The organism is Atlantibacter sp. (assembly GCF_032062175.1).
Taxonomy (GTDB): domain Bacteria; phylum Pseudomonadota; class Gammaproteobacteria; order Enterobacterales; family Enterobacteriaceae; genus Atlantibacter.
In genome coordinates this window covers 146,977-171,337 of sequence record NZ_DAMBQK010000001.1, presented here as the reverse complement: position 1 = coordinate 171,337, position 24,361 = coordinate 146,977, and the positions used below count along the sequence as shown (strand labels likewise).

18 protein-coding genes are annotated in these 24,361 nt (G+C 57.5%); 14 read left to right on the top strand and 4 right to left on the bottom strand.

Going from position 1 to position 24,361, the window contains the following annotated elements; genetic code table 11:
* The first annotated feature begins 119 nt into the window (after window positions 1–119).
* From atoS to RT120_RS00800, 6 genes are all read left to right on the top strand, one after another.
* Window positions 120–1,964 carry a two-component system sensor histidine kinase AtoS gene (atoS, locus tag RT120_RS00825; protein ID WP_409515010.1) on the top strand — a complete coding sequence of 615 codons (1,845 nt, stop codon included), beginning with the start codon at window positions 120–122 and terminating at the stop codon, window positions 1,962–1,964.
* A complete protein-coding gene (atoC, locus tag RT120_RS00820) occupies window positions 1,961–3,334 on the top strand; it encodes an acetoacetate metabolism transcriptional regulator AtoC (protein ID WP_312978333.1) in 1,374 nt (457 codons plus the stop codon). The genes atoS and atoC overlap by 4 nt, the downstream gene beginning before the upstream one ends.
* Window positions 3,335–3,541: 207 nt before the next feature.
* Entirely contained in the window at window positions 3,542–4,198 is a 657-nt protein-coding gene (atoD, locus tag RT120_RS00815; RefSeq protein ID WP_312978331.1) for an acetate CoA-transferase subunit alpha, read from the top strand.
* A gap of 2 nt (window positions 4,199–4,200) precedes the next feature.
* Window positions 4,201–4,857: a 3-oxoacid CoA-transferase subunit B gene (locus RT120_RS00810; protein WP_312978329.1), complete on the top strand. Its 657-nt coding sequence runs from the start codon at window positions 4,201–4,203 to the stop codon at window positions 4,855–4,857.
* On the top strand, window positions 4,854–6,176 hold the full coding sequence (locus RT120_RS00805) for a TIGR00366 family protein (RefSeq protein WP_312978327.1): 1,323 nt from the start codon (window positions 4,854–4,856) through the stop codon (window positions 6,174–6,176). The genes RT120_RS00810 and RT120_RS00805 overlap by 4 nt, the downstream gene beginning before the upstream one ends.
* Window positions 6,177–6,200: 24 nt before the next feature.
* Complete coding sequence (locus tag RT120_RS00800; RefSeq protein WP_312978326.1) at window positions 6,201–7,385, top strand: acetyl-CoA C-acetyltransferase; 1,185 nt, start codon at window positions 6,201–6,203, stop codon at window positions 7,383–7,385.
* Between the two features lie 49 nt (window positions 7,386–7,434).
* Here the strand turns inward: RT120_RS00800 and gyrA are convergent, their stop codons facing one another.
* The gene (gene gyrA / locus RT120_RS00795; protein ID WP_312978324.1) at window positions 7,435–10,071 is read right to left on the bottom strand and encodes a DNA topoisomerase (ATP-hydrolyzing) subunit A; all 2,637 of its coding nucleotides are present in this window, start codon (window positions 10,069–10,071) and stop codon (window positions 7,435–7,437) included.
* Window positions 10,072–10,229: 158 nt separating this feature from the next.
* Between gyrA and ubiG the strand changes: the two genes are divergently transcribed.
* From ubiG to yfaE, 4 genes are all read left to right on the top strand, one after another.
* Window positions 10,230–10,964 (top strand): bifunctional 2-polyprenyl-6-hydroxyphenol methylase/3-demethylubiquinol 3-O-methyltransferase UbiG, encoded by a 735-nt coding sequence (gene ubiG / locus RT120_RS00790; protein ID WP_312978322.1) that lies wholly within the window; start codon window positions 10,230–10,232, stop codon window positions 10,962–10,964.
* Window positions 10,965–11,312: 348 nt separating this feature from the next.
* A complete protein-coding gene (gene nrdA / locus RT120_RS00785; protein WP_312978320.1) occupies window positions 11,313–13,598 on the top strand; it encodes a class 1a ribonucleoside-diphosphate reductase subunit alpha in 2,286 nt (761 codons plus the stop codon).
* A 54-nt stretch (window positions 13,599–13,652) separates the two neighbouring features.
* Window positions 13,653–14,783, top strand: a complete 1,131-nt coding sequence (gene nrdB / locus RT120_RS00780; protein ID WP_165459955.1) for a class Ia ribonucleoside-diphosphate reductase subunit beta — start codon at window positions 13,653–13,655, stop codon at window positions 14,781–14,783.
* A gap of 1 nt (window position 14,784) precedes the next feature.
* Window positions 14,785–15,039, top strand: coding sequence for a class I ribonucleotide reductase maintenance protein YfaE (gene yfaE, locus RT120_RS00775; protein ID WP_144130302.1), 255 nt, complete (start codon window positions 14,785–14,787; stop codon window positions 15,037–15,039).
* Between the two features lie 39 nt (window positions 15,040–15,078).
* On the opposite strand, the gene glpT is transcribed toward yfaE, so the two are convergent.
* Entirely contained in the window at window positions 15,079–16,431 is a 1,353-nt protein-coding gene (gene glpT, locus RT120_RS00770; RefSeq protein WP_312978317.1) for a glycerol-3-phosphate transporter, read from the bottom strand.
* Window positions 16,432–16,694: 263 nt separating this feature from the next.
* Here glpT and glpA point away from each other — a divergent pair, with 263 nt between their 5' ends.
* From glpA to glpC, 3 genes are read left to right on the top strand one after another with little or no spacing between them, the layout of a single operon-like run.
* Window positions 16,695–18,314, top strand: coding sequence for an anaerobic glycerol-3-phosphate dehydrogenase subunit A (gene glpA, locus RT120_RS00765; protein WP_312978314.1), 1,620 nt, complete (start codon window positions 16,695–16,697; stop codon window positions 18,312–18,314).
* Window positions 18,304–19,560, top strand: coding sequence for a glycerol-3-phosphate dehydrogenase subunit GlpB (gene glpB / locus RT120_RS00760; protein WP_312978312.1), 1,257 nt, complete (start codon window positions 18,304–18,306; stop codon window positions 19,558–19,560). The genes glpA and glpB overlap by 11 nt, the downstream gene beginning before the upstream one ends.
* Window positions 19,557–20,753 carry an anaerobic glycerol-3-phosphate dehydrogenase subunit GlpC gene (gene glpC, locus RT120_RS00755; RefSeq protein ID WP_312978311.1) on the top strand — a complete coding sequence of 399 codons (1,197 nt, stop codon included), beginning with the start codon at window positions 19,557–19,559 and terminating at the stop codon, window positions 20,751–20,753. The genes glpB and glpC overlap by 4 nt, the downstream gene beginning before the upstream one ends.
* A 31-nt stretch (window positions 20,754–20,784) precedes the next feature.
* On the opposite strand, the gene RT120_RS00750 is transcribed toward glpC, so the two are convergent.
* Window positions 20,785–21,984 (bottom strand): nicotinamide mononucleotide deamidase-related protein YfaY, encoded by a 1,200-nt coding sequence (locus tag RT120_RS00750; RefSeq protein ID WP_312978309.1) that lies wholly within the window; start codon window positions 21,982–21,984, stop codon window positions 20,785–20,787.
* Window positions 21,985–22,078: 94 nt separating this feature from the next.
* Window positions 22,079–22,621, bottom strand: coding sequence for a YfaZ family outer membrane protein (locus RT120_RS00745; protein ID WP_312978307.1), 543 nt, complete (start codon window positions 22,619–22,621; stop codon window positions 22,079–22,081).
* A gap of 269 nt (window positions 22,622–22,890) precedes the next feature.
* Between RT120_RS00745 and katA the strand changes: the two genes are divergently transcribed.
* Complete coding sequence (katA, locus tag RT120_RS00740; protein ID WP_312978305.1) at window positions 22,891–24,339, top strand: catalase KatA; 1,449 nt, start codon at window positions 22,891–22,893, stop codon at window positions 24,337–24,339.
* Window positions 24,340–24,361 lie beyond the last annotated feature (22 nt).

The following is a 24,361-nucleotide window of genomic DNA, read 5'->3' as shown; positions in this document are numbered from 1 at the left end:
CGTAAAACGTCAGAGCCGCAATCTTCAGTGTTTGTCTGTATTTTGAACGCCAGCCGGGAAACGGCGGGCAATTCCGGCGATAATCGTTTTTTGTATCTCAGGGACAGGGATTTTTAGCCGTGCGCTTTTCACACTTACGGAAGATTCTCAAGCCGCTCATCCCCCGTAAACTCCGCAACCAGCTTATCGTGATGGCCATTTTCATGGTCACCATCCCGGTGCTGACCATGGGCTACGTGGTGGATAACGAAGGCCGGGCGGCGTTGATTGCCGAAAAAGAGAAGAAGCTGATGGCGGTAACCCGCCTGCTGGATGCCGCGCTGGGTGATACCTTCAGCCAGCCGTTGACGCTGCCCCGCGCGCAGCAAATTGCGGCGTTAAATCAGCAGCTCAGCGAGAAAACCGAACACATCGCCCAGGCGTTTCCCGGCATCGGCGCGGGATTTTACCATCGCCAACTGGATGTCATTATCACCTATGCGCCGCAAGCCCAGTATAAAGGCAACGTCGGCGTCACTATCGCGCCGGACCATCCGGGCCGGGCGGTGATGGCGAACCGCGAGCCGCGCGTTTATTCCGGCAAACAGGTGCGCGGCCATATCCTCAACGCCATGATCCCCATCGTTCGCCACGGCGAGGTACAGGGCTACATCTGGGCCAACGAGCTTTCGGAGGATATCAGCCTCCAGGCGGAACGCCTGGACTGGAATATTGTGGTGGTGTTGTCGGTCGGCTTGCTGTTAAGCCTGCTGTTAATCGTGCTGGCATCGCGGCGCTTCAGCGCCAGTATTGATGTGATTACCCACGGCCTGGATAACCTTGCCCAGGATCACTCTACCCGCCTGCCGGAATTGCCTGGCGAGATGGGCAAAATCAGCCACAGCGTCAATATGCTGGCCCAGACGCTGCGCGAAACCCAGACCCTGAACGATCTGATTATCGAAAACGCCGCCGACGGGGTGATCGCGGTGGATAAACAGGGACGGGTCACCACCATGAACCCGGCCGCCGAGCACATTACCGGCTACACCTTACAGGAGCTGCTCGGCAAACCCTATTCCAGTATTTTTATAGATACCGGCTTTGACAGCCCGGTGCTGGAAACGCTGCAACAAGGCACCGGCCATGTGGCGCTGGAAATCAGCTTTCCGGCGCGGGAACGCACTATTGAAATCAGCGTGACCACTAGCCAAATCCATAATGCTCAGGGCGAACTCATCGGTGCGCTGGTGATATTTTCTGACTTAACGGCGCGTAAAGAGACCCAGCGGCGGCTGGCCCAGACTGAACGCCTGGCCACCCTGGGCGAGCTGATGGCGGGCGTCGCCCATGAGGTGCGCAACCCGCTGACCGCGATTAAAGGCTACGCGCAAATCCTGAAACAGCATGATTTGCAGGTGGAGCATCAGCAGTATCTGGCGGTGATCCTCAAAGAGATCGACTCGATTAACCGGGTGATTCAGCAGCTACTCGATTTCGCCCGCCCGCGCCACGGGCACTGGCAGCCGGTCCGGCTCAATCAGCTGCTTGACGAATGCCTGGTGCTGATTCAAACCTCCGGTCTGGAGGCGCGGATTCATTTCTCTACCCACTACGACACGTCGCTGGATGCCATTGACGCTGACGGCGAACTGCTTAAACAGGTGCTGCTGAATATTCTGATTAACGCCGTCCAGGCCATCAGCGCCCGCGGCAACATCACGATCCGCACCCTGCGCTGGGATGACGGTCATCAGGCCATTGAGATTCAGGATGACGGTTGCGGCATCGCCCCGGAGCACCAGAAAAAAATCTTCGATCCCTTTTTCACGACCAAAGCCTCGGGAACCGGGCTTGGACTGGCGCTTAGCCAGCGGATCATCAATGCCCATCACGGCGATATCCAACTGGTGAGCGAGCCCGGTCATGGCGCGACCTTTACTTTAATTTTGCCGCTTCACTTTCAGGGAACGCAACCGTTATGAAACCGATGTATCGCATTCTGATTGTCGACGACGAAGAAAACGTGCGTCTGATGCTCAACACCGCTTTTACGCTGTCCGGTCATCACACCCTGTGCGCCCGAAACGGCGTCGAAGCGCTGCAACTGTTTCGCGACAGCCAGCCGGACGTGGTGTTGATGGATATCCGCATGCCGGAATTAAACGGCCTTGAGGCCCTTCAGCAAATGCATGCCATCAACCCGAAAATCCCGGTGGTGTTGATGACCGCCTATGCCGCCGTAGAAACGGCGGTTGAAGCGCTGCGTAAGGGCGCGTTTGATTACGTGATCAAACCCTTCGATCTCGAAGAGCTGAATATGGTGATTAACCGTGCGCTCCAGCTCCAGTCGATGAAAGAGGAGATCCGCGAACTGCACCAGGCGTTGAGCGAAAGCTGGCAGTGGGGACATATTCTCACCAATACGCCGTGCATGATGGAAATCTGCCGGGATACCGCGAAAATTGCGCTGAGCAACGCCAACGTGCTGATTTCCGGGGAGAGCGGCACAGGCAAAGAGCTGATTGCCCGCGCCATTCACTACCACAGCCGCCGCGCCAGCGGGCCGTTTATCAAAATTAACTGCGCCGCCCTGCCCGATTCACTGCTGGAAAGCGAGCTGTTCGGCCATGAAAAAGGCGCGTTTACCGGCGCGCAGGGGCTGCGTCAGGGTCTGTTTGAACGCGCCCATCACGGCACGCTGCTGCTGGATGAAATTGGCGAAATGCCGCTTAATTTACAGGTTAAACTGCTACGCGTATTGCAGGAGCGGGAGTTTGAGCGGGTTGGCGGCAACCAGACGATTAAAGTCGATATCCGCATTCTGGCTGCAACCAACCGTAATCTGGCGGAGAGCGTGGCGCAGGGCCAGTTCCGTGAGGATCTGTTTTACCGGCTCAACGTGATTCATCTGGAAATTCCCCCGCTGCGCCAGCGGCCAGGCGATGTTCCCCTGCTCGCCAATCATTTTGTGCAAAAGTTCGCGTCGGAAAACCAGCGCGACATCATCGAAATCGACCCGCTGGCGCTGGCGCTGCTGAACGCCTGGCCGTGGCCCGGCAACGTCCGGGAACTGGCCAACATCATGGAACGCGCGGTGATCATGAGTACCGGCGTGGTGATATTTGCAGAAGACCTGCCGCTGGAATTTCAGCGTGGCTCGACGGTGCAGGAAGGTGCCCCGATCCCCGCCGCCATGCAGGGCAGCCTGAAAGAAGCCGTGAAAGCCTATGAAAAACAGCTTCTGCTAAGCGCGCTGGCAAGGCACGACGGAAACCGCACCCATACCGCCCTGGAGCTGGGTATCAGCCGCCGCGCGCTGATGTACAAATTGCAGGAATACGGCATCGACTAACCCCGCCAGTCACCGTTTTTTGCCAGGCAATTATTTGCACACTGTGCAATTTCTTGCCTGGTCCCTTCCGGCTTACGGCCCGCCAACGCCTGATAAAAACCCTTTAATAACAGCATGTTGTAATTAATTTGAATCCACTCTCCTCTCTGGCACTCCCCTTGCTATTACCGCTACGTACCCATTACGGAGTCATCATAGGGAAGTCACATGAAAGAGAAACACCTCACGCTACAGCAGGCCAGTCGCTTCTTCCGCGATGGCATGACAATTATGGTCGGCGGTTTTATGGGGGTAGGCACCCCGCCCCGTCTGGTGGATGCGCTGCTGGCCTCCGGCGTGCGCGATTTAACGCTTATCGCTAACGACACCGCCTTTGTGGATGTCGGCATCGGCCCGTTGATTGTTAATGGCCGGGTTAAGAAAGTCATCGCCTCCCATATCGGCACTAACCCGGAAACCGGACGGCGGATGATCGCGGGAGAAATGGAGGTTCAACTGGTGCCTCAGGGCACGCTGATCGAACAGATCCGCTGCGGCGGCGCAGGCCTGGGCGGCGTACTGACCCCAACTGGCGTCGGCACCGTGGTGGAAGAAGGCAAACACATCCTCACCCTCGATGGCAAAAAATATTTACTGGAACGCGCCCTGCGCGCCGACCTGGCGCTGATCCGCGCCCATCAGGCCGATGCCCTCGGCAATCTGACCTATCAACTTAGCGCACGCAACTTCAACCCGCTTATCGCCCTCGCGGCGGACATCACCCTGGTAGAAGCCGACGAGATTGTGCCGGTTGGCGCTATCGCCCCCGACCACGTCGTCACGCCAGGCGCGGTTATCGACCACATCATTTCCCAGGAAGCCTAATCATGGATGCTAAACAACGTATTGCGCGCCGCGTGGCGCTGGAACTCAACGATGGCGACATCGTTAACCTGGGGATTGGTTTACCCACGCTGGTCGCGAACTTTTTACCTGGCGATGTGCATATCACGCTGCAATCTGAAAACGGTTTTCTTGGCCTCGGCCCGGTGACCGAACAACACCCGGACCTGGTGAATGCGGGCGGGCAGCCGTGCGGCATTCTGCCTGGCGCGGCGATATTCGACAGCGCCATGTCCTTTGCCCTGATCCGCGGCGGCCATGTGGATGCCTGCGTACTGGGCGGATTACAGGTCGATCAGGACGCCAATCTGGCGAACTGGGTCGTGCCGGGGAAAATGGTGCCTGGTATGGGCGGCGCGATGGATCTGGTGACCGGCGCGCGCAAAGTGATTATCGCCATGGAGCACTGCGCCAAAGACGGCTCGGCAAAAATCCTGCGTCACTGCACCATGCCGCTTACCGCGCAACATGCGGTCAATATGCTGGTTACCGAACTGGCGGTATTTGAGTTTATCGATGGCAAAATGTGGCTTATCGAAACCGCGCCAGGCGTGGATGTCGACACCGTTCGCGCCCGCACCGAAGCGGAGTTCTCTGTAACCAGCGGCCTGAAAACCATGGCTGAGCGAGGTGCGTCATGATTGGCCGCATTTCCCGCCTGATGACACGCCTGGTCAGCCGCTATCTCCCGGACCCGCTGATTTTCGCCATGCTGCTGACGTTAATCACCTTTGGCATCGCCCTGTGGCTGACGCCGCACACCCCGCTCGATATGGTGAAAATGTGGGGCGACGGCTTCTGGAATCTGCTGGCCTTCGGCATGCAGATGGCGCTGATTATCGTAACCGGCCACGCGCTGGCCAGCTCCGGCCCGGTGAAAAAAATCCTGCGTACCGCCGCGTCAGCGGCCCGTACACCGGTGCAGGGCGTGATGCTGGTGACCTTTTTTGGCTCCGTCGCCTGCGTGATTAACTGGGGCTTTGGCCTGGTGGTCGGCGCGATGTTCGCCCGGGAAGTGGCCCGCCGCGTACCGGGTTCAGACTATCCGCTGTTAATCGCCTGCGCCTATATCGGCTTTCTGACCTGGGGTGGCGGTTTTTCGGGTTCGATGCCCTTACTCGCCGCCACGCCGGGCAACCCGGTTGAGCATATCGCCGGGCTGGTGCCGGTTGGCCAGACGCTGTTTGCAGGCTTCAATATTTTCATCACCCTGGGCCTGATTGCGGTGATGCCGTTCGTTACCCGCCTGATGATGCCGAAAGCGGGCGATGTGATGTCTGTCGATCCGAAACTGCTGATGGAAGAGCCGGATTTCCAGAAAGTGCTGCCGAAAGACGCGCCGCCGTCGGAACGCCTGGAAGAGAGCCGCATTCTGGCGCTGATTATCGGTGCGTTGGGGATTGTTTACCTCGGTTTCTACTTCGCTGAGAAAGGGTTCAACATCACCATCAACACCGTCAACATGATGTTTATGATTGTCGGTCTACTGCTGCACAAAACCCCGATGGCCTATATGCGCGCCATTGTCGCAGCCGCCCGCAGCACCGCAGGCATTCTGGTGCAGTTCCCGTTCTATGCCGGGATCCAGTTGATGATGGAACACTCCGGCCTCGGCGGTCTGATTACCGAGTTCTTCATCAACGTCGCTAATAAAGACACCTTCCCGGTAATGACTTTCTTCAGCTCCGCGCTGATCAACTTTGCCGTGCCGTCAGGCGGCGGTCACTGGGTGATCCAGGGACCGTTTGTGATGCCTGCCGCCCAGGCGCTGGGTGCCGACCTGGGTAAATCCGTGATGGCTATCGCCTACGGCGAGCAGTGGATGAACATGGCGCAGCCGTTCTGGGCCTTACCGGCACTGGCTATTGCGGGCCTCGGGGTGCGCGACATCATGGGTTACTGCATCACCGCCCTGCTGTTCTCTGGTGTCATCTTCGTCATCGGGCTGACGCTGTTTTAACGTCACTTTAAAAAGGAATCGAACATGAAAAATGCCGTTATTGTCAGCGCCGTACGTACGGCGATGGGCAGCTTCAATGGTGCACTGGCAGGCGTCAGCGCGGTAGATTTAGGGGCAACCGTCATTCGGGAAGCGCTACACCGCGCCGGGCTGGACGGGCAGCCGATTGACGAAGCCATCATGGGTAACGTATTACAGGCCGGACTGGGGCAAAACCCGGCGCGTCAGGCGCTGCTGAAAGCGGGTTTACCGGAATCGGTCTGCGGTTTTACAGTGAATAAAGTGTGCGGGTCGGGGCTGAAAAGCGTGGCGCTGGCGGCGCTGGCGATTCAGGCAGGCCAGGCGAAGGCGCTGGTAGCCGGCGGGATGGAAAACATGAGCCTGGCGCCCTATCTGCTGAACGCGAAAGCGCGCTGGGGCTACCGGTTGGGCGACGGTGAACTTTCGGATGTGATCCTGCGTGATGGCCTGATGTGCGCCACAGAAGGCTACCATATGGGCATCACGGCGGAAAACGTCGCGAAAGCCCACGGCATCACGCGCGCGATGCAGGATCAAGCCGCGCTGCATTCTCAACAAAAAGCGCAGGCCGCGATTGAATCTGGCGCATTCGCCAGGGAAATCGTGCCGGTGACGGTGAAAAGCCGTAAAGCGGAAAGCCAGTTCGCCGTCGATGAGTTCCCTAAAGCGGGCACCACGCTGGACGGGCTGTCGTCGCTACGCCCGGCATTCGATAAAAATGGCACCGTGACAGCCGGAAACGCCTCGGGAATAAACGACGGCGCGGCGGCGCTGGTGGTGATGGACGAAGACGCCGCGCGCGCGGCGGGCTTAACGCCGTTAGCGCGTATTCGTGGCTTTGCCAGTGGCGGCGTTGCGCCGTCGATGATGGGCCTCGGTCCGGTGCCTGCGACGCAAAACGTGTTGCAGCAAACCGGGTTAACGCTGGCGGATATCGATTTAATCGAAGCCAACGAAGCCTTTGCCGCGCAGTTCCTTGCGGTTGGCCAATTGCTGGATTTTGATAGGGAGAAGGTGAACGTCAACGGCGGGGCGATTGCCCTGGGCCACCCCATCGGAGCCAGCGGCGCGCGGATTCTGGTCACCCTGCTCCACGCCCTGGCGGCGCGGGATAAGACTCTCGGACTGGCGACACTGTGCATCGGAGGCGGGCAAGGCATTGCGATGATTGTTGAAAGGATGAACTAATAAAAAAGGGCCGGAATATCCGGCCCTTGTTGCTTTTGGCTGCTAATGATTACTCTTCAGCGTCGTCAGCCGCATCATCGTCGTTGTCCGCTTCCGGCGCGATTTCATCATCGCCTTCTGCGACGCTACCGTCGATGCTGTCCAGCTCTTCGTCATCCACCGGCTCGGCAACACGTTGCAGGCCCACCACGTTTTCATCTTCCGCGGTACGGATCAGGATCACGCCCTGGGTGTTACGGCCCACCACGCTGATTTCCGATACGCGGGTACGTACTAAAGTACCGGCATCGGTGATCATCATGATCTGGTCGCAATCATCGACCTGAACTGCGCCGACCACCGGACCATTACGCTCGGTGACTTTAATTGAGATAACGCCTTTGGTGGCGCGCGACTTGGTCGGATACTCATCCGCCGCCGTGCGTTTACCATAGCCGTTTTGCGTCACGGTCAGGATGGCACCTTCACCGCGCGGCACGATCAGCGATACCACGCTGTCGCCGTCCATCAGACGGATACCGCGTACGCCGGTGGCGGTACGGCCCATCGGACGCACCGCGTCGTCTTTGAAGCGCACCACTTTGCCCTGCGCGGAGAACAGCATCACTTCATCGCTACCGGAGGTCAGATCCACACCGATCAGCTCATCGCCTTCATTAAGATTGACGGCGATGATGCCCGCAGTACGCGGACGGCTGAATTCTTTAAGCGCGGTTTTCTTCACGGTGCCGCTGGCGGTCGCCATAAACACGTTGACGCCTTCGGCATACTCGCGCACCGGCAGGATCGCGGTGATACGTTCGTTGGCTTCCAGCGGCAGCAAGTTGACGATCGGGCGGCCACGCGCACCACGGCTCGCTTCCGGCAGTTGGTAAACCTTCATCCAGTACAGACGGCCCCGGCTTGAGAAGCACAGGATGGTGTCGTGGGTGTTGGCCACCAGCAGGCGGTCGATAAAGTCTTCTTCTTTAATACGTGCGGCAGACTTGCCTTTACCGCCACGGCGCTGCGCCTCGTAATCGGTCAGCGGCTGATACTTCACATAGCCCTGATGCGACAGGGTGACTACCACGTCTTCCTGGCTGATCAGATCTTCAATGTTGATATCAGCGGTGTTGGCGGTGATTTCGGTACGGCGTTTGTCGCCGAACTGATCGCGCACCAGCTCCAGCTCTTCGCGGATCACTTCCATCAGACGGTCGGCGCTGCCCAAAATGTGCAGCAGCTCGGCGATCTGGGTCAGCAGCTCTTTGTACTCGTCGAGCAGTTTTTCATGCTCAAGGCCGGTGAGTTTTTGCAGACGCAGGTCGAGGATCGCCTGGGCCTGTTGCTCGGTCAGCCAGTATTTGCCATCGCGTATACCGTATTCCGGCTCCAGCCACTCCGGACGCGCGGCATCATCGCCCGCGCCTTCCAGCATCGCTTTCACGTTGCCCAAATCCCACGGCTGGGCAATCAGGCCTGCTTTCGCTTCCGCCGGGGTCGGCGCACGGCGAATCAGCTCGATAATCGGGTCGATGTTTGCCAGCGCAATCGCCAGTGCTTCTAAGATGTGCGCACGGTCGCGGGCTTTACGCAGTTCAAAAATGGTACGGCGGGTCACCACTTCACGGCGGTGACGCACAAACGCCGACAGGATCTCTTTCAGGGTCATGATCTTCGGCTGACCATGGTGCAATGCCACCATGTTGATGCCGAAGGAGACCTGAAGCTGAGTCTGGGAATACAGGTTGTTCAGGACAACCTCGCCCACCGAGTCGCGTTTGATTTCAATCACGATGCGCATCCCGTCTTTATCAGACTCGTCACGCAGCGCGCTGATGCCCTCAACGCGTTTGTCCTTCACCAGCTCGGCAATCTTCTCAATCAGGCGCGCTTTGTTCACCTGGTACGGAATTTCATGCACGATGATGGTTTCACGGCCAGTTTTCGCATCCGCTTCGACTTCAGCGCGGGCGCGAATATAAATCTTGCCGCGACCGGTGCGGTACGCCTCTTCAATACCGCGCCGGCCATTGATGATGGCGGCGGTCGGGAAATCAGGGCCCGGAATGTGTTCCATCAGGCCTTCAACGCTGATGTCTTCATCGTCGATATAGGCCAGGCAGCCGTTGATCACCTCGGTGAGGTTGTGCGGCGGAATGTTAGTCGCCATGCCTACCGCGATACCGGAGGAGCCGTTAACCAACAAATTCGGAATTTTGGTCGGCATGACGTCAGGGATTTTTTCCGTGCCGTCATAGTTATCGACGAAATCAACGGTTTCCTTGTCGAGATCGGCCATTAATTCATGGGCGATTTTCGACATGCGGATTTCGGTGTAACGCATCGCTGCGGCGGAGTCGCCGTCCACGGAGCCGAAGTTACCCTGGCCGTCGACCAGCATATAACGCAGGGAAAACGGCTGCGCCATACGAACGATAGTGTCATAAACCGCGGAGTCACCATGGGGGTGGTATTTACCGATGACGTCACCCACGACACGCGCGGATTTTTTGTAGGCTTTATTCCAGTCATTGCCTAAAACGTTCATGGCGTAAAGTACGCGACGGTGTACCGGCTTCAGGCCATCTCGGACATCCGGAAGCGCGCGGCCGACAATAACCGACATCGCGTAATCCAGATACGAGCTCTTCAGCTCTTCCTCAATGTTGACCGGTGTAATTTCTCTGGCAAGGTCGCTCATCTGACCGTTATCCCTCTACTGTGTCCCGGAATCAAAGGTCGGAAATTATAACACAGTACGCCTGATTCCGGTAAGTCGAATGACCGGCGCGAAGGGTTTATTAGCCGCCTTCGCCTGTTATACTCGACCTAATTGAGAACAAAGGAGTAGTAGCGCTGATGAATGCCGAAAAACCGCCGGTTGCACATAACGTCGATCGGGGCGAAATCGCCAAATTTGAAGCCGTGGCCTCCCAGTGGTGGGACACCGAAGGCGAGTTCAAGCCCCTGCACCGCATTAACCCGCTGCGCCTGGGCTATATCACCGAGCGCGCAGGCGGCCTGTTTGGCAAAACCGTACTGGACGTCGGCTGCGGCGGCGGTATCCTGAGCGAGAGCATGTCGCGCCAGGGCGCGACCGTGACCGGGCTGGATATGGGCGCAGAGCCGCTACAGGTGGCGCGTTTACATGCGCTGGAAAGCGGCGTGGCGGTGGATTACGTTCAGGAAACCGTGGAAGATCATGCGGCAAAGCACCCACAAAAATATGACGTGGTGACCTGCATGGAGATGCTGGAGCACGTGCCGGACCCGGCTTCGGTGGTCCACGCCTGCGCCCAGTTAGTGAAGCCCGGCGGCCACGTGTTCTTTTCCACGCTCAACCGCAACGGCAAGTCCTGGCTGATGGCGGTGGTTGGCGCTGAATACATTCTGCGCATGGTGCCCAAAGGCACCCACGATATTAAGAAATTTATCAAGCCTGCCGAACTGCTGAACTGGGTGGATAACACACCGCTTCAGGAACGCCACATGACCGGGTTACATTTTAACCCGTTGACCAACCGTTTTAGCCTTGGCCCAGGGGTAGATGTGAATTATATGTTGCACACCCAGGCGAAAAATCAGAATCAGTAATCGCTTTTTGTTCCCATGATTGCGCAGCATCCCGTTGCGCAATTCACTTTAGCGACCAGGAAATCGGCACTCGATCAAATTTTGAATTTTTTTTCTAAGTTATTGACAGAACCCTTAGGCCTTATGACACCTGCACTTAGCCAAAAACTGCGTTTCGTAACCGCAAATTAACATCAAAATCAACCCTTGTTCTGAAAAGATTCCCTACTAGAATACTCACCATATAGCGTCTCACTTATCTCATAGCCCCCATATATAGTATTTATCCACAGGCTTAGCCACAAAAGCCAGATTGTGGATAAACGGGGGGATATTTCTTTTTTCACGGACATTCACGGACAGGTAAACATGAATCAGAGTCTGCTGGTTACAAAACGCGACGGCGGTCAGGAGCGTATCAATCTGGATAAAATCCATCGCGTCCTCGACTGGGCTGCGGAAGGGTTAAGCAACGTGTCGGTCTCGCAGGTTGAGTTACGCTCCCATATTCAGTTTTATGACGGCATCAAGACTTCCGATATCCATGAAACCATTATCAAAGCGGCAGCGGATCTGATCTCCCGCGACGCGCCGGACTACCAGTATCTGGCTGCCCGCCTGGCGATTTTCCACCTGCGTAAAAAAGCTTACGGCCAGTTCGAGCCGCCGAAACTTTACGACCACGTTGTGAAGATGATTGAACTCGGCAAATACGACAGTCATCTGCTGGAAGACTACACGGAAGAAGAGTTCCAGCAGATGGACGGTTTTATCGATCACTGGCGCGATATGAACTTCTCTTACGCCGCCGTGAAGCAGCTGGAAGGCAAATACCTGGTGCAGAACCGCGTTACCGGTGAAATCTACGAGAGCGCCCAGTTCCTGTATATCCTGGTGGCAGCCTGCCTGTTCTCCAACTACCCGCGTGAAACCCGTCTGGACTACGTGAAGCGTTTCTATGACGCGGTATCGCTGTTCAAAATTTCGCTGCCGACGCCGATCATGTCCGGTGTGCGCACCCCAACCCGCCAGTTCAGCTCCTGTGTGCTGATCGAGTGCGGCGACAGCCTGGACTCTATCAACGCCACCTCCAGCGCCATTGTGAAATACGTTTCCCAGCGCGCCGGTATCGGCATCAACGCGGGCCGTATCCGTGCGCTGGGCAGCCCGATCCGCGGCGGCGAAGCGTTCCACACCGGCTGTATCCCGTTCTATAAGCACTTCCAGACGGCGGTGAAATCCTGCTCCCAGGGCGGCGTGCGCGGCGGTGCGGCAACGCTGTTCTATCCAATGTGGCATCTGGAAGTCGAAAGCCTGCTGGTGCTGAAAAACAACCGTGGCGTGGAAGGCAACCGCGTGCGTCACATGGACTACGGCGTGCAGATCAACAAGCTGATGTACACCCGTCTGCTGAAGGGTGAAGAGATCACCCTGTTCAGTCCGTCCGACGTCCCGGGCCTGTATGACGCGTTCTTCGCCGATCAGGACGAGTTCGAACGCCTGTACACTAAATATGAAAAAGACGACAGCATCCGTAAGCAGCGCATTAAAGCGGTAGAGCTATTCTCGCTGATGATGCAGGAACGCGCCTCTACTGGCCGTATCTACATCCAGAACGTCGACCACTGCAACACCCACAGCCCGTTCGACCCGGTTGTCGCGCCAGTGCGCCAGTCCAACCTGTGCCTGGAAATCGCCCTGCCGACCAAACCGCTGGAAGACGTTAACGATGAAAACGGCGAAATCGCCCTGTGTACCCTGTCGGCGTTCAACCTCGGCGCGATCGACTCTCTGGACGATCTCGAAGAGCTGGCGACCCTGGCGGTGCGCGCGCTCGATGCCCTGCTGGATTACCAGGACTACCCGATTCTGGCGGCCAAACGCGGTGCGATGGGCCGTCGTACCCTGGGTATCGGCGTGATTAACTTTGCTTACTACCTGGCGAAGCACGGCGTGCGTTATTCCGACGGCAGCGCCAACAACCTGACGCACAAAACGTTTGAAGCCATTCAGTACTACCTGCTGAAAGCCTCTAACGAGCTGGCGAAAGAGCAAGGCGCGTGCCCGTGGTTCAACGAAACCACTTACAGCCAGGGCGTTCTGCCGATCGATACCTATAAAAAGGATCTCGACGGCATTACCAGCGAGAAACTGCATCTGGACTGGGAAGCCCTGCGTGAGTCAATCAAAACCCACGGCCTGCGTAACTCCACGCTCTCCGCGCTGATGCCGTCCGAGACCTCATCGCAGATCTCCAACGCCACCAACGGTATTGAGCCGCCGCGCGGCCACGTGAGCATTAAAGCCTCCAAAGACGGCATTCTGCGTCAAGTGGTGCCGGACTATGAGCTGCTGAAAAACAACTACGAGCTGCTGTGGGAAATGCCGGGCAACGACGGTTACCTGCAACTGGTTGGCATCATGCAGAAGTTTATCGACCAGTCGATTTCGGCGAACACCAACTATGACCCGACCCGCTTCCCGTCAGGTAAAGTGCCGATGCAGCAACTGCTGAAAGACTTGCTCACCGCCTATAAATTCGGCGTGAAAACCCTGTACTATCAAAACACCCGCGACGGTGCGGAAGATGCGCAGGACGATCTGGCCCCGTCGATTCAGGACGACGGCTGCGAAAGCGGCGCGTGCAAAATCTAAAAAATCAGGGCGGGGATTTCCCCGCCTTTATTCCGTAAGACAGGACTCTTATTCATGGCATACACCACCTTTTCACAGACCAAAAACGACCAGTTGCTGGAGCCGATGTTTTTTGGCCAGTCGGTTAACGTGGCCCGCTACGATCAGCAAAAATATGACATCTTCGAAAAGCTGATCGAAAAGCAACTCTCCTTCTTCTGGCGTCCTGAAGAAGTGGACGTTTCCCGCGACCGTATCGATTATCAGGCGTTGCCGGATCACGAAAAACACATCTTCATCAGCAACCTGAAATACCAGACGCTGCTGGACTCTATCCAGGGCCGTAGCCCGAACGTCGCGCTGCTGCCGCTGATTTCTATTCCCGAGCTGGAAACCTGGGTAGAAACCTGGGCGTTCTCCGAGACCATCCACTCACGCTCTTATACCCATATCATCCGCAACATCGTCAACGATCCGGCGATTGTGTTTGACGATATCGTCACCAACGACGAAATCTTAAAGCGCGCCAAAGATATCTCCGGCTATTACGACGACCTGATCGAGATGACCAGCTACTGGCATCTGCTGGGCGAAGGCACCCACACGGTGAACGGCAAAACCGTGACCGTTAACCTGCGTAGCCTGAAAAAGCAGTTATACCTGTGCCTGATGAGCGTGAACGCGCTGGAAGCGATTCGCTTCTACGTCAGCTTTGCCTGTTCCTTCGCCTTCGCCGAGCGCGAACTGATGGAAGGCAACGCCAAAATCATTCGCCTGATCGCCCGCGACGAAGCGCTGCACCTGACCGGCACCCAGCACATGCTGAACCTGATGCGTTCCGGCGCGGATGACCCGGAAATGGCGGAAATCGCCGAAGAGTGCAAACAGGAATCTTACGATCTGTTCGTACTGGCGGCGCAGCAGGAAAAAGAGTGGGCGGATTACCTGTTCCGCGACGGCTCAATGATCGGCCTGAACAAAGACATTCTGTGCCAGTACGTGGAATACATCACCAACATCCGCATGCAGGCGGTTGGGCTCGATCTGCCGTTCAAAACCCGCTCCAACCCGATTCCGTGGATTAACACCTGGCTGGTGTCGGATAACGTGCAGGTTGCGCCGCAGGAAGTGGAAGTAAGCTCTTACCTGGTCGGCCAGATTGACTCGGAAGTCGATACCGACGACCTGAGCAATTTCCAGCTTTAAGATGGGTCGTATTACGCTTCGCCTCTCTGGCGCACAGCTGCTGTGCCAGGATGAGCACCCTTCCCTGCTGGCGGCGCTGGAGTCGCATAAAATTGCGGTGGAATATCAGTGTCGTGAAGGGTATTGCGGTTCGTGCCGTACCCGTTTACATGCAGGTGAAGTAACCTGGCTGATTGAGCCGCTGGCGTTTATCGAGCCGGGGGACATTCTCCCCTGCTGTTGCCGGGCGCAGGGCGATATTGAAATCGAACTGTAGAAAGGAAAAAGGCTGAGCCCGTAAGCTCAGCCTTTTTTATTACCCGCGTTTCGCGAGCACTTCCTGGTGATGCTTACGCTCACCAATCATTACCACGATCAACAACAGCACCGCTAAAATGCTGCCGCCGATCATCACCATAAAGCCGCCGTCCCAGCCGAAGAAGTCCACGGTGTAACCGACAATGGCGCTCGCGGCAACCGAACCGCCGAGATAACCAAACAGACCGGTGAAGCCTGCCGCCGTACCCGCCGCTTTTTTCGGTGCCAGCTCCAGCGCATGCAGACCAATCAGCATCACCGGACCATAAATCAGGAAGCCGATAATGATCATACAGGCCATATCCACGTGCGGGTTGCCCGCCGGGTTGAGCCAGTAAACGATGGTCGCGATGGTCACCAGCGTCATAAAGAACACGCCGGTTGCGCCACGGTTGCCCCGGAACACTTTGTCCGACATCCAGCCGCACAGCAGCGTGCCTGGTATTCCCGCATACTCATACAGGAAGTAGGCCCAGGAGGATTTATCCAGCGCGAAATGCTTCACTTCACGCAGATAGGTCGGTGACCAGTCGAGGATGCCGTAACGCAGCAGGTAGACAAACACGTTAGCGATAGCGATATACCACAGCAGTTTATTAGGCAGTATGTACTGCATAAAAATCTGCTTCGCGGTCAGCTCTTCTTCGTGCTTATCGCTGTAATCATCCGGGTAGTCGTTTTTGTACTCTTCAATCGGCGGCAGACCGCAGGATTGCGGGGTATCACGCATCAGCGCAAAGGCAATCAGCGCCACGATGATGGCCCCGAATGCCGGCATATACAGCGCCGCTTTCCAGTCGTTAAACCACGCCATACCGAGCAGGAACAGCAGCGGAGGAAGCCCGCCGCCCACGTTATGGGCGCAGTTCCATACCGAGACAATCCCGCCGCGCTCTTTCTGCGACCACCAGTGCACCATAGTACGGCCACACGGCGGCCACCCCATGCCCTGGAACCAGCCGCACAGGAACAGCAGTACGAACATAATCGCAATGCTCGATGTCGCCCAGGGCACGAAACCCATAAACAACATTACCGCCGCCGCCAGAATCAAACCGGCAGGCAGAAACACGCGCGGGTTGGAGCGGTCAGAAACCGACCCCATGATGAACTTCGAGAAGCCGTAAGCAATGGAAATGCCCGACAGCGCAAAACCCAGGTCCCCGCGTGAAAATCCTTGTTCAATCAAATACGGCATTGCCAGCGCGAAGTTTTTTCGCACCAGATAATAGGCCGCGTACCCAAAAAATATCCCCATGAAAATCTGCCAGCGTAACCGGCGGTAAACGGGATCGATCTTTTCTGCAGGCAATCTTGCCGAATGTGCTGCAGGTTTAAAGATACTTAGCATTGCTCTCTCCAGGCCCAGATAAGTACTCAACGAAAACAAAAGACAACGGAAACTTTCTTTTCCGAGCGTGATAGTAGTCAAAATTAAATGCAAATGCTGTGAAACATCGCACATATTGTTTCACTTTTATTACAATCGAACAAAAAAGCGCATTACGATGGAATATATTTTCGTTTTTCGTTCGAATTTGCTCGTTATCAAACAAACCACACCAGTAATGTGGCTAAATGGTTAACACAGCAGAGTGTTGAGAGGACGAGGCGATGAGACCAGAACAAGCGGATGTGGTGATAATCGGCGGCGGCGCGACCGGCGCGGGTATTGCCAGAGACTGCGCGCGACGCGGCCTCAGGGCCATCTTACTGGAGCGCCACGACTTTGCCACCGGCGCGACCGGGCGCAACCACGGGTTACTACACAGCGGCGCGCGCTATGCGGTCAATGATCCAGAATCGGCAAGAGAATGCATTGCGGAAAACCGCATTTTGAAAAGCGTGGCCCGCCACTGTATAGAACCCACCGGCGGGCTGTTTATCACCCTGCCCGAAGACTCGTTTGAATGGCAGCGCCAGTTTATCGATGCCTGCCAGCAGGCGGATATCGACACCGAATTACTCACCCCGCAGGAAGCGCTGAAGATTGAACCCAGCGTCAACCCGGCGCTGGTGGGCTGCGTGCGAGTGCCCGATGGCACCGTCGATCCGTTCCGGCTGACCACCGCCAATATGCTGGATGCGCGTGAACACGGCGCGCTGCTGTATACGTGGCATGAAGTGACCGGGCTGATCCGCCACAATGAGCAGATCCGCGGCGTGCGCGTTTTCGACCATCAGCACGGCGAAACGCGCGAAATCTACGCCGACGTGGTGGTGAATGCCGCCGGGATCTGGGGGGCGCATATCGCTGAGTACGCCGATTTGCGCATCCGGATGCTGCCTGCCAAAGGCGCGTTACTGATACTCGGCCATCGCATAAATCAACATGTGATTAACCGCTGCCGCAAACCCGCCGACGCCGATATTCTGGTGCCCGGCGACACCATTTCACTGATTGGCACCACCTCCAGCCGCGTTGACTACGACCAAATCGACAATACCCGCGTCACCGCCAGCGAAGTGGACATCCTGCTACGCGAAGGGGCAAAACTGGCGCCGCGTATGGCGCAAACCCGCATTCTGCGCGCCTACTCCGGCGTCCGCCCGCTGGTAGCTACTGATGACGATCCCAGCGGTCGCAACGTCAGCCGCGGCATTGTGCTGCTGGATCACGCTGAGCGCGACGGGCTGGACGGGTTTATCACCATCACCGGCGGCAAACTGATGACCTACCGGCTGATGGCGGAATGGGCCACTGACGCGGTATGCCGCAAGCTGGGCAACACCACGCCCTGCACCACCGCCAGCGCGCCGCTGCCCGGCTCGCGCGAAGAACCGGAGACCACGCTGCGCAAAGTGATCTCCCTGCCGACCATGCTGCGCGGTTCCGCCGTGTATCGCCACGGCGAACGCGCCGCCGAGTGGCTGAACGACGCGCGGCTTAACCAAAGCCTGGTGTGCGAATGCGAGGCGGTCACTGCCAGCGAAGTGCGCTACGCCGTGGAATCATTAGCGGTCACCAAACTGGTGGACTTACGCCGCCGCACCCGCATCGGCATGGGCACCTGCCAGGGCGAGTTGTGCGCCTGCCGCGCCGCCGGATTATTGCAGCGCTTCGGGGTGATGAGCGGGGTGCAATCCTGCCGCGAACTGTCGCAGTTCCTTAACGAGCGCTGGAAAGGCATCGCCCCCGTCGCGTATGGGGATGCGTTACGCGAGGCGGAATTTACCCGTTGGGTTTACCAGGGATTATGCGGACTGGAAAAGGAACAACGCCATGAAATTTGATAGCGTGATTATCGGCGGCGGCCTCGCAGGATTGCTGTGCGGGATCACGCTCGGCGAAGCGGGTCTGCGCTGCGCGATTGTCAGCCGGGGCCAGAGCGCTCTGCACTTCTCATCCGGCTCGCTGGATTTACTCAGCCATCTTGCCGACGGCACGCCGGTTAGCGATATCGAAACTGGCCTGTGCGAGTTAATCAACCAGTCCCCACAGCATCCGTATGCCCATCCGGGCGCGGCGGCGGTGCTGGATTATGCTGACCATGCCGAAGCCCTGTTAGCCCGCGCAGGGCTGACATTACAGGGCCACTGGCGCTACGCCCATTCACGGCTGACGCCGCTCGGCCAGTGGCGCACCGCATGGCTGAGCCAGCAGGATGCGCCCTGTGCACCGCTGTCCGGAAAACGCATTCGCGTGGTGGGCATCGCAGGTTTTCTCGACTTCGAACCGCTGATGGTGGCCGAGCAATTGAAACAGCAGGGTATCGAGGCCGATACCGCCGAGCTGGCGCTGCCGGTGCTGGACGTGTTGCGCCAGAACCCCAGTGAATTCCGCTCGGTGAACATTGCCCGGATGCTCGACGATGCGCGCTACACGCCGGAACTGCTCAACGAGCTGACCGCCCTCGCGCCAGGCTATGACGCGCTGCTGCTGCCCGCCGTGGTAGGCCTGGAGCAGCCGGACCTGCCCGCGCAGTTACAGCACGCCCTGCCCTGCGCGCTGAATTTTATCCCTACCCTGCCGCCGTCGGTGCCGGGGATGCGGATGCATAACGCGCTGGCGCGTTATTTCCGTCAGACCGGCGGCATTATTATGGAAGGCGACGCGGTAAACCGCGTCACGCGCAACGAAGCGGGGTTACACCAGGTGTGGACCCGCAATCATGGCGATATCGCCCTCAAGGCACGGCACGTGGTGCTCGCCAGCGGCAGCTTCTTCAGCAATGGACTGGTGGCCGAGCGCCAGCGGGTTCGCGAAGCGATTTTCGATCTGGATCTGCATGATTACGCCGCTAACGGCGACTGGAGCCACCCGGACTTTTTCCACGCCCAGCCCTGGCAGTCCATCGGCGTAAAAACCAACGATCGTCTCCAGCCGTCGCGTAACGGTGAAACCCTGGACGGCGTGTACGCCATCGGCACCGTTCTCGGCGGGTTCGATCCCATCACCCAGGGCTGCGGCGGCGGCGTGTGCGCCATTACCGCCCTGCACGCCGCCCAACAGATTATTCATACAGGGAGCAGATTATGAGCCTGAGGGAGACCGGTTTCGAAAGCTGCATTAAATGCACCGTTTGCACTACCGCCTGCCCGGTAAGCCGCGCCAACCCGCACTATCCCGGACCGAAACAGGCCGGGCCGGACGGCGCACGGCTGCGTCTTAAAGACCCGACGCTGTACGACGAGGCGCTTAAATACTGCACCAACTGCAAGCGCTGCGAAGTGGCCTGCCCGTCGGACGTCAAAATCGGCGACATCATTCAGCGCGCCAGAGCGGAATATGCGCCGCATAACCCGTCGCTGCGCGATGCGCTGCTCAGCCATACCGACATCATGGGCTCGCTCTCCACGCCGTTTGCGCCGCTGGTCAATGCCGCCACCGGCATGAAACCGGTGCGCGAGCTATTGGATAAGGCGTTGAAAATCGACCATCGCCGCAGCCTGCCGAAATACGCGTTCGGCACCTTCCGCCAGTGGTATCGCAAACAGGCGGCGGCCCAGGCGCAGTTCGCCGATAAAGTGGCGTTTTTCCACGGCTGCTACGTCAATTACAACAATTCCACTCTCGGCAAAGACCTGGTCACAGTGTTTAACGCCATGAACATCGGTGTGGAGCTGCTGAGCAAAGAAAAGTGCTGCGGCGTACCGCTGATCGCCAACGGGTTTGTCGATAAAGCCCGTAAACAGGCGCGGGTGAATGCCCGTTCGCTGGAAGAAGCGATTGTTGAACGCCATCTGCCGGTGATCGCCACCTCGTCGACCTGCACCTTCACCCTGCGCGATGAATACCCGCACGTGCTGAACGTGGATACCACCCCGCTGCGCGACAGCATTGAACTGGCAACGCGCTTTCTGTGGCGCAGACTGGAAGACGGCGCAACGCTGAATCTCAAGCCGACGCCGCTGCGCGTGGCCTATCACACCCCCTGCCATATGGAAAAAATGGGCTGGGCGATCTACACCCTGGAATTGCTGAAACGCATTCCCGGCGTGGAGGTGCTGGTGCTGGATTCGCGCTGCTGCGGAATTGCCGGGACCTACGGTTTTAAATCCGAGAACTACCCGACCTCGCAGGCCATCGGCGAACCGCTGTTTAAGCAGATTGAAGAGAGCGGCGTGGATCTGGTGATCACCGACTGCGAAACCTGCAAATGGCAAATCGAGATGTCCACCAGCAAACGTTGTGAACATCCGATTACCCTGCTGGCGCAGGCGCTGGCCTGACATGCGCCGGGCATAACGCCCGGCGACGCCGTTACTCAATAAACACCGATTCCACCACGTTGATCCAGCCGTGATCGCTGGCGATATCCTTGCCATTCAGCCAGCGGCGCAGAATGTTTAACGCCATCATGGCGCACACTTCCTGGCGGGTCTGCAAGCTATGGCGGGTGGTGTTGAACTTCACGCGCAGCGCGTGGGTGCCTTCCGGGGTCGACAGCGCAAAATTAAGGTGATCTTCTTCGAGTCCTGAGACCGCCAGCGCCAGCCCGGCGAAATGGTTAATCCGCCGCTCTGCGGTCCAGTGAGCAGTCTGGGTCAGGGTCTCCGGCTGGGCGGGCACGACTTCGCTCGCCAGCAACGGCGCGCTCTCGCGGGAAAGCTGGAGTGCCAGCAGGCCGCCGGTGAACTGCTCGCTCAGGGTCAGGCTCAGCTGGCGCTCGTTAAGGCAGCGGGCGATTTGTGCTGGTAAGCCTTCGGTGCCTTCAAAAATGACGCTCTCCCCCGCTACCTTGCGGATTTCCGGCCACAGGGCTTCCATCGCGGCGCGCTGTTCGCCAGGGCCAGTCAGCTTGAGTTCAATAATGGGCATTGATGAACGATAGCCAATCACCACCTCTGGCGGCAGGCTGAGCCCGTCAAGGCTTTGGGCCAGATCGCTTTCCGAACGGCCAAACGTCGTTAAGCGCAGGCACACCGGCGCGGACGGCAGCGCAACGCTTTTTTGCAGGCGCGGCAGGATTTCCTGCTGCACCATCTGTTTGAATTCAGAAGGGACGCCCGGCGTGAAGAAAATGCGGCAGCGGTTGAGGGTGATGGCAAAGCCGCAGGCGGTGCCCACCGGGTTATCAATCATTTCACTGCTGGCGGGGATCAGCGCCTGTTTGCGGTTGCTGGGCGCCATCACGCGGCCACGTTCGGAAAAGAACTGCGCCATATGCTCCAGCCATTCCTCATGCAGCACCAGCTCTTCGCCCAGCGCCTGCGCGGCGGCTTCGGCGCTCAGGTCGTCGCTGGTTGGGCCGAGGCCGCCGTTGACGATGAGAATATCGGCACGCTGGCTGCGTTCAAGCAGCACGGCCACTAAATCTTCGAGTTTGTCGCCAACGGTATTGCGGCGGGAAAGCGGGACACCCTGGTTAAAAAAATAATCAGCGAGCCAGGCGGCATTGGTATCAACGATTTGACCGTGCAGCACTTCGTCGCCCGTTGACAGCATTTCTACTTTTAACATTATTTTCTCCGCGAGAGGGGAACGCCTTACTATAGCGCAAGCGAGCGGAGAATTTGCAGGAGATGACGCGGCAGAGATGCCGCGTCAGGATGGCTTAGAAGTGCGCGCTTACGCCAACGTACGGGCCGTCGGCGACTTTGCTGTCAGCCTCGTTATCTTTGCCCTTCATATTGATGTAACGGTAGCCCGCCTCAACGCTAATCGGACGCATAATGGTGAAACGCGCGCCCGCGCTGGCTTCCTGATAGTCATTCACGCCGCTGGAGAGCGAATCCGGCGAATAATAGTAGTCACCGAATACGCTGAAACTGTCGCTGAGTTTCCAGCTCAGGCCGCCACCTGCCGCTAACGCATAGCCTTCATCACCCGCGTTCGGGTTCAGATAAATGCCTTTACCGCCCACTGTCGCCATAAACGGCCCCAGCGGCAGATTCAGACCCAGCCCTAATCCGGCAATATCGCCATGATCGTCGTTATGCGCCCAGTTGCCGCTCAGCGCCAGTCCGCTTGAATCTGTACCCATGCCCACTGCAAGGTTGGTATATTTTTCACCCGCCTGACCGCTGATGCTAATCGCGCTGGCAGAGAGAGAAACCAACATGAATCCGGCTGCGCCGGCTAGAAGTAATTTTTTCATTCCTTTCGCCCCAACTAACTCCGCAAAAATACGGAAAACGGCGCATTGTACCGTTATCCCCGGGCTAAGCAATGTATCCATCTATTTCATTAATAGGTTAAGTGTAATTAATTGAAAATAAACATCATTTTAAGAGAAATGCCCGAGCCGATATTTGCGATAGGGGAACACATATTGTTGTTGATCAAGGCGCGTTTTAAAAATTAGCGCCATGTTGATATCGAGTATCCACATGGAACTAACGGTTATATTCATTCAGGAGATATAAGATGACTAAAAAAGGATTAACCACCGCCTCAGGCGCACCGGTTGCCCATAACAATAACGTAGCGACCGCAGGCCCACGAGGTCCGATGCTGCTACAGGATGTCTGGTTCCTTGAGAAATTAGCCCATTTCGACCGTGAAGTGATCCCCGAGCGCCGTATGCATGCGAAAGGTTCGGGCGCTTACGGCACCTTCACCGTCACCCATGACATTACCGCCTTTACCCGCGCCAAACTCTTTTCGCAAATCGGTAAAAAAACTGACCTGTTTATTCGTTTCTCCACTGTGGCTGGCGAACGCGGCGCAGCCGATGCCGAGCGCGATATCCGTGGGTTCTCGATCAAGTTCTATACCGAAGAAGGCAACTGGGATCTGGTCGGCAACAACACGCCGGTGTTCTATCTGCGCGATCCGCTGAAGTTCCCGGATCTCAACCACGTGGTAAAACGCGATCCGCGCACTAACCTGCGGAACAACACCTACAAGTGGGATTTCTTCTCCCTGCAACCAGAATCGCTGCATCAGTTAACTATCGATTTTAGCGATCGCGGCCTGCCGTTCTCCTATCGCACCATGCACGGTTTTGGCAGCCACACCTTTAGCTTTATCAACGACAACAACGAGCGCTTCTGGGTGAAATTCCACCTGAAATCTCAGCAGGGTATCGCCAACCTGATGGACGACGACGCCAAACGTCTGGTGGCGGAAGATCGTGAAAGTTCGCAGCGCGACCTGTTCGATCATATTGAAAAAGGCGATTTCCCGCGCTGGAAGCTGTACGTGCAGGTGATGCCGGAAGCCGAAGCCTCGCAAACGCCGTATAACCCGTTCGACCTGACTAAAGTCTGGCCGCACGGCGATTATCCGCTGATTGAAGTGGGCGAGCTGGAGCTGAACCGCAACCCGGAGAACTATTTTGCTGAAGTTGAGCAGGTGGCGATGTCTCCGGCTAACGTGGTGCCCGGCATTGGTTTCTCGCCGGACCGCATGTTGCAGGGCCGCCTGTTCTCCTATGGCGATGCCCACCGCTACCGTTTAGGTGTTAATCATCACCAGATCCCGGTGAACAAGCCGCGCTGCCCGTTCCACAACTATCATCGTGATGGCGCGATGCGCGTAGACGGCAACAGCGGCAACGGCCCAACCTATGAGCCGAACAGCTTTGGCGTCTTCCAGGAACAGCCGGACTTCAGCGAGCCGCCGTTAACGCTTGAAGGCGCAGCGGACCACTGGAACCATCGCGAAGATACCGACTACTTCAGCCAGCCGCGTAAGCTGTTTGAGCTACTGAGCGACGAGGAGCATCAGCGCATGTTCCAGCGCATCGCGGGCGACATGAAAGACGTGCCGGAGTTTATCCAGCAGCGCCAGATTGGCCTGTTCAGCGAAGTCCACCCGGAATACGGCGCGGGCGTCGCCGCCGCGCTGGCCGCCATCAAAGCCGCAAAATAACCGTCAGGCGGGAGTTGAGGCT

Bases quoted from the DNA above. Each gene is read 5' to 3' on its own strand.
- atoC (WP_312978333.1), top strand. From the start codon at position 1,961: ATGAAACCGATGTATCGCATTCTGATTGTCGACGACGAAGAAAACGTG.
- atoD (WP_312978331.1), top strand. From the start codon at position 3,542: ATGAAAGAGAAACACCTCACGCTACAGCAGGCCAGTCGCTTCTTCCGC.
- RT120_RS00810 (WP_312978329.1), top strand. From the start codon at position 4,201: ATGGATGCTAAACAACGTATTGCGCGCCGCGTGGCGCTGGAACTCAAC.
- RT120_RS00805 (WP_312978327.1), top strand. From the start codon at position 4,854: ATGATTGGCCGCATTTCCCGCCTGATGACACGCCTGGTCAGCCGCTAT.
- RT120_RS00800 (WP_312978326.1), top strand. From the start codon at position 6,201: ATGAAAAATGCCGTTATTGTCAGCGCCGTACGTACGGCGATGGGCAGC.
- gyrA (WP_312978324.1), bottom strand. From the start codon at position 10,071: ATGAGCGACCTTGCCAGAGAAATTACACCGGTCAACATTGAGGAAGAG.
- ubiG (WP_312978322.1), top strand. From the start codon at position 10,230: ATGAATGCCGAAAAACCGCCGGTTGCACATAACGTCGATCGGGGCGAA.
- nrdA (WP_312978320.1), top strand. From the start codon at position 11,313: ATGAATCAGAGTCTGCTGGTTACAAAACGCGACGGCGGTCAGGAGCGT.
- nrdB (WP_165459955.1), top strand. From the start codon at position 13,653: ATGGCATACACCACCTTTTCACAGACCAAAAACGACCAGTTGCTGGAG.
- yfaE (WP_144130302.1), top strand. From the start codon at position 14,785: ATGGGTCGTATTACGCTTCGCCTCTCTGGCGCACAGCTGCTGTGCCAG.
- glpT (WP_312978317.1), bottom strand. From the start codon at position 16,431: ATGCTAAGTATCTTTAAACCTGCAGCACATTCGGCAAGATTGCCTGCA.
- glpA (WP_312978314.1), top strand. From the start codon at position 16,695: ATGAGACCAGAACAAGCGGATGTGGTGATAATCGGCGGCGGCGCGACC.
- glpB (WP_312978312.1), top strand. From the start codon at position 18,304: ATGAAATTTGATAGCGTGATTATCGGCGGCGGCCTCGCAGGATTGCTG.
- glpC (WP_312978311.1), top strand. From the start codon at position 19,557: ATGAGCCTGAGGGAGACCGGTTTCGAAAGCTGCATTAAATGCACCGTT.
- RT120_RS00750 (WP_312978309.1), bottom strand. From the start codon at position 21,984: ATGTTAAAAGTAGAAATGCTGTCAACGGGCGACGAAGTGCTGCACGGT.
- RT120_RS00745 (WP_312978307.1), bottom strand. From the start codon at position 22,621: ATGAAAAAATTACTTCTAGCCGGCGCAGCCGGATTCATGTTGGTTTCT.
- katA (WP_312978305.1), top strand. From the start codon at position 22,891: ATGACTAAAAAAGGATTAACCACCGCCTCAGGCGCACCGGTTGCCCAT.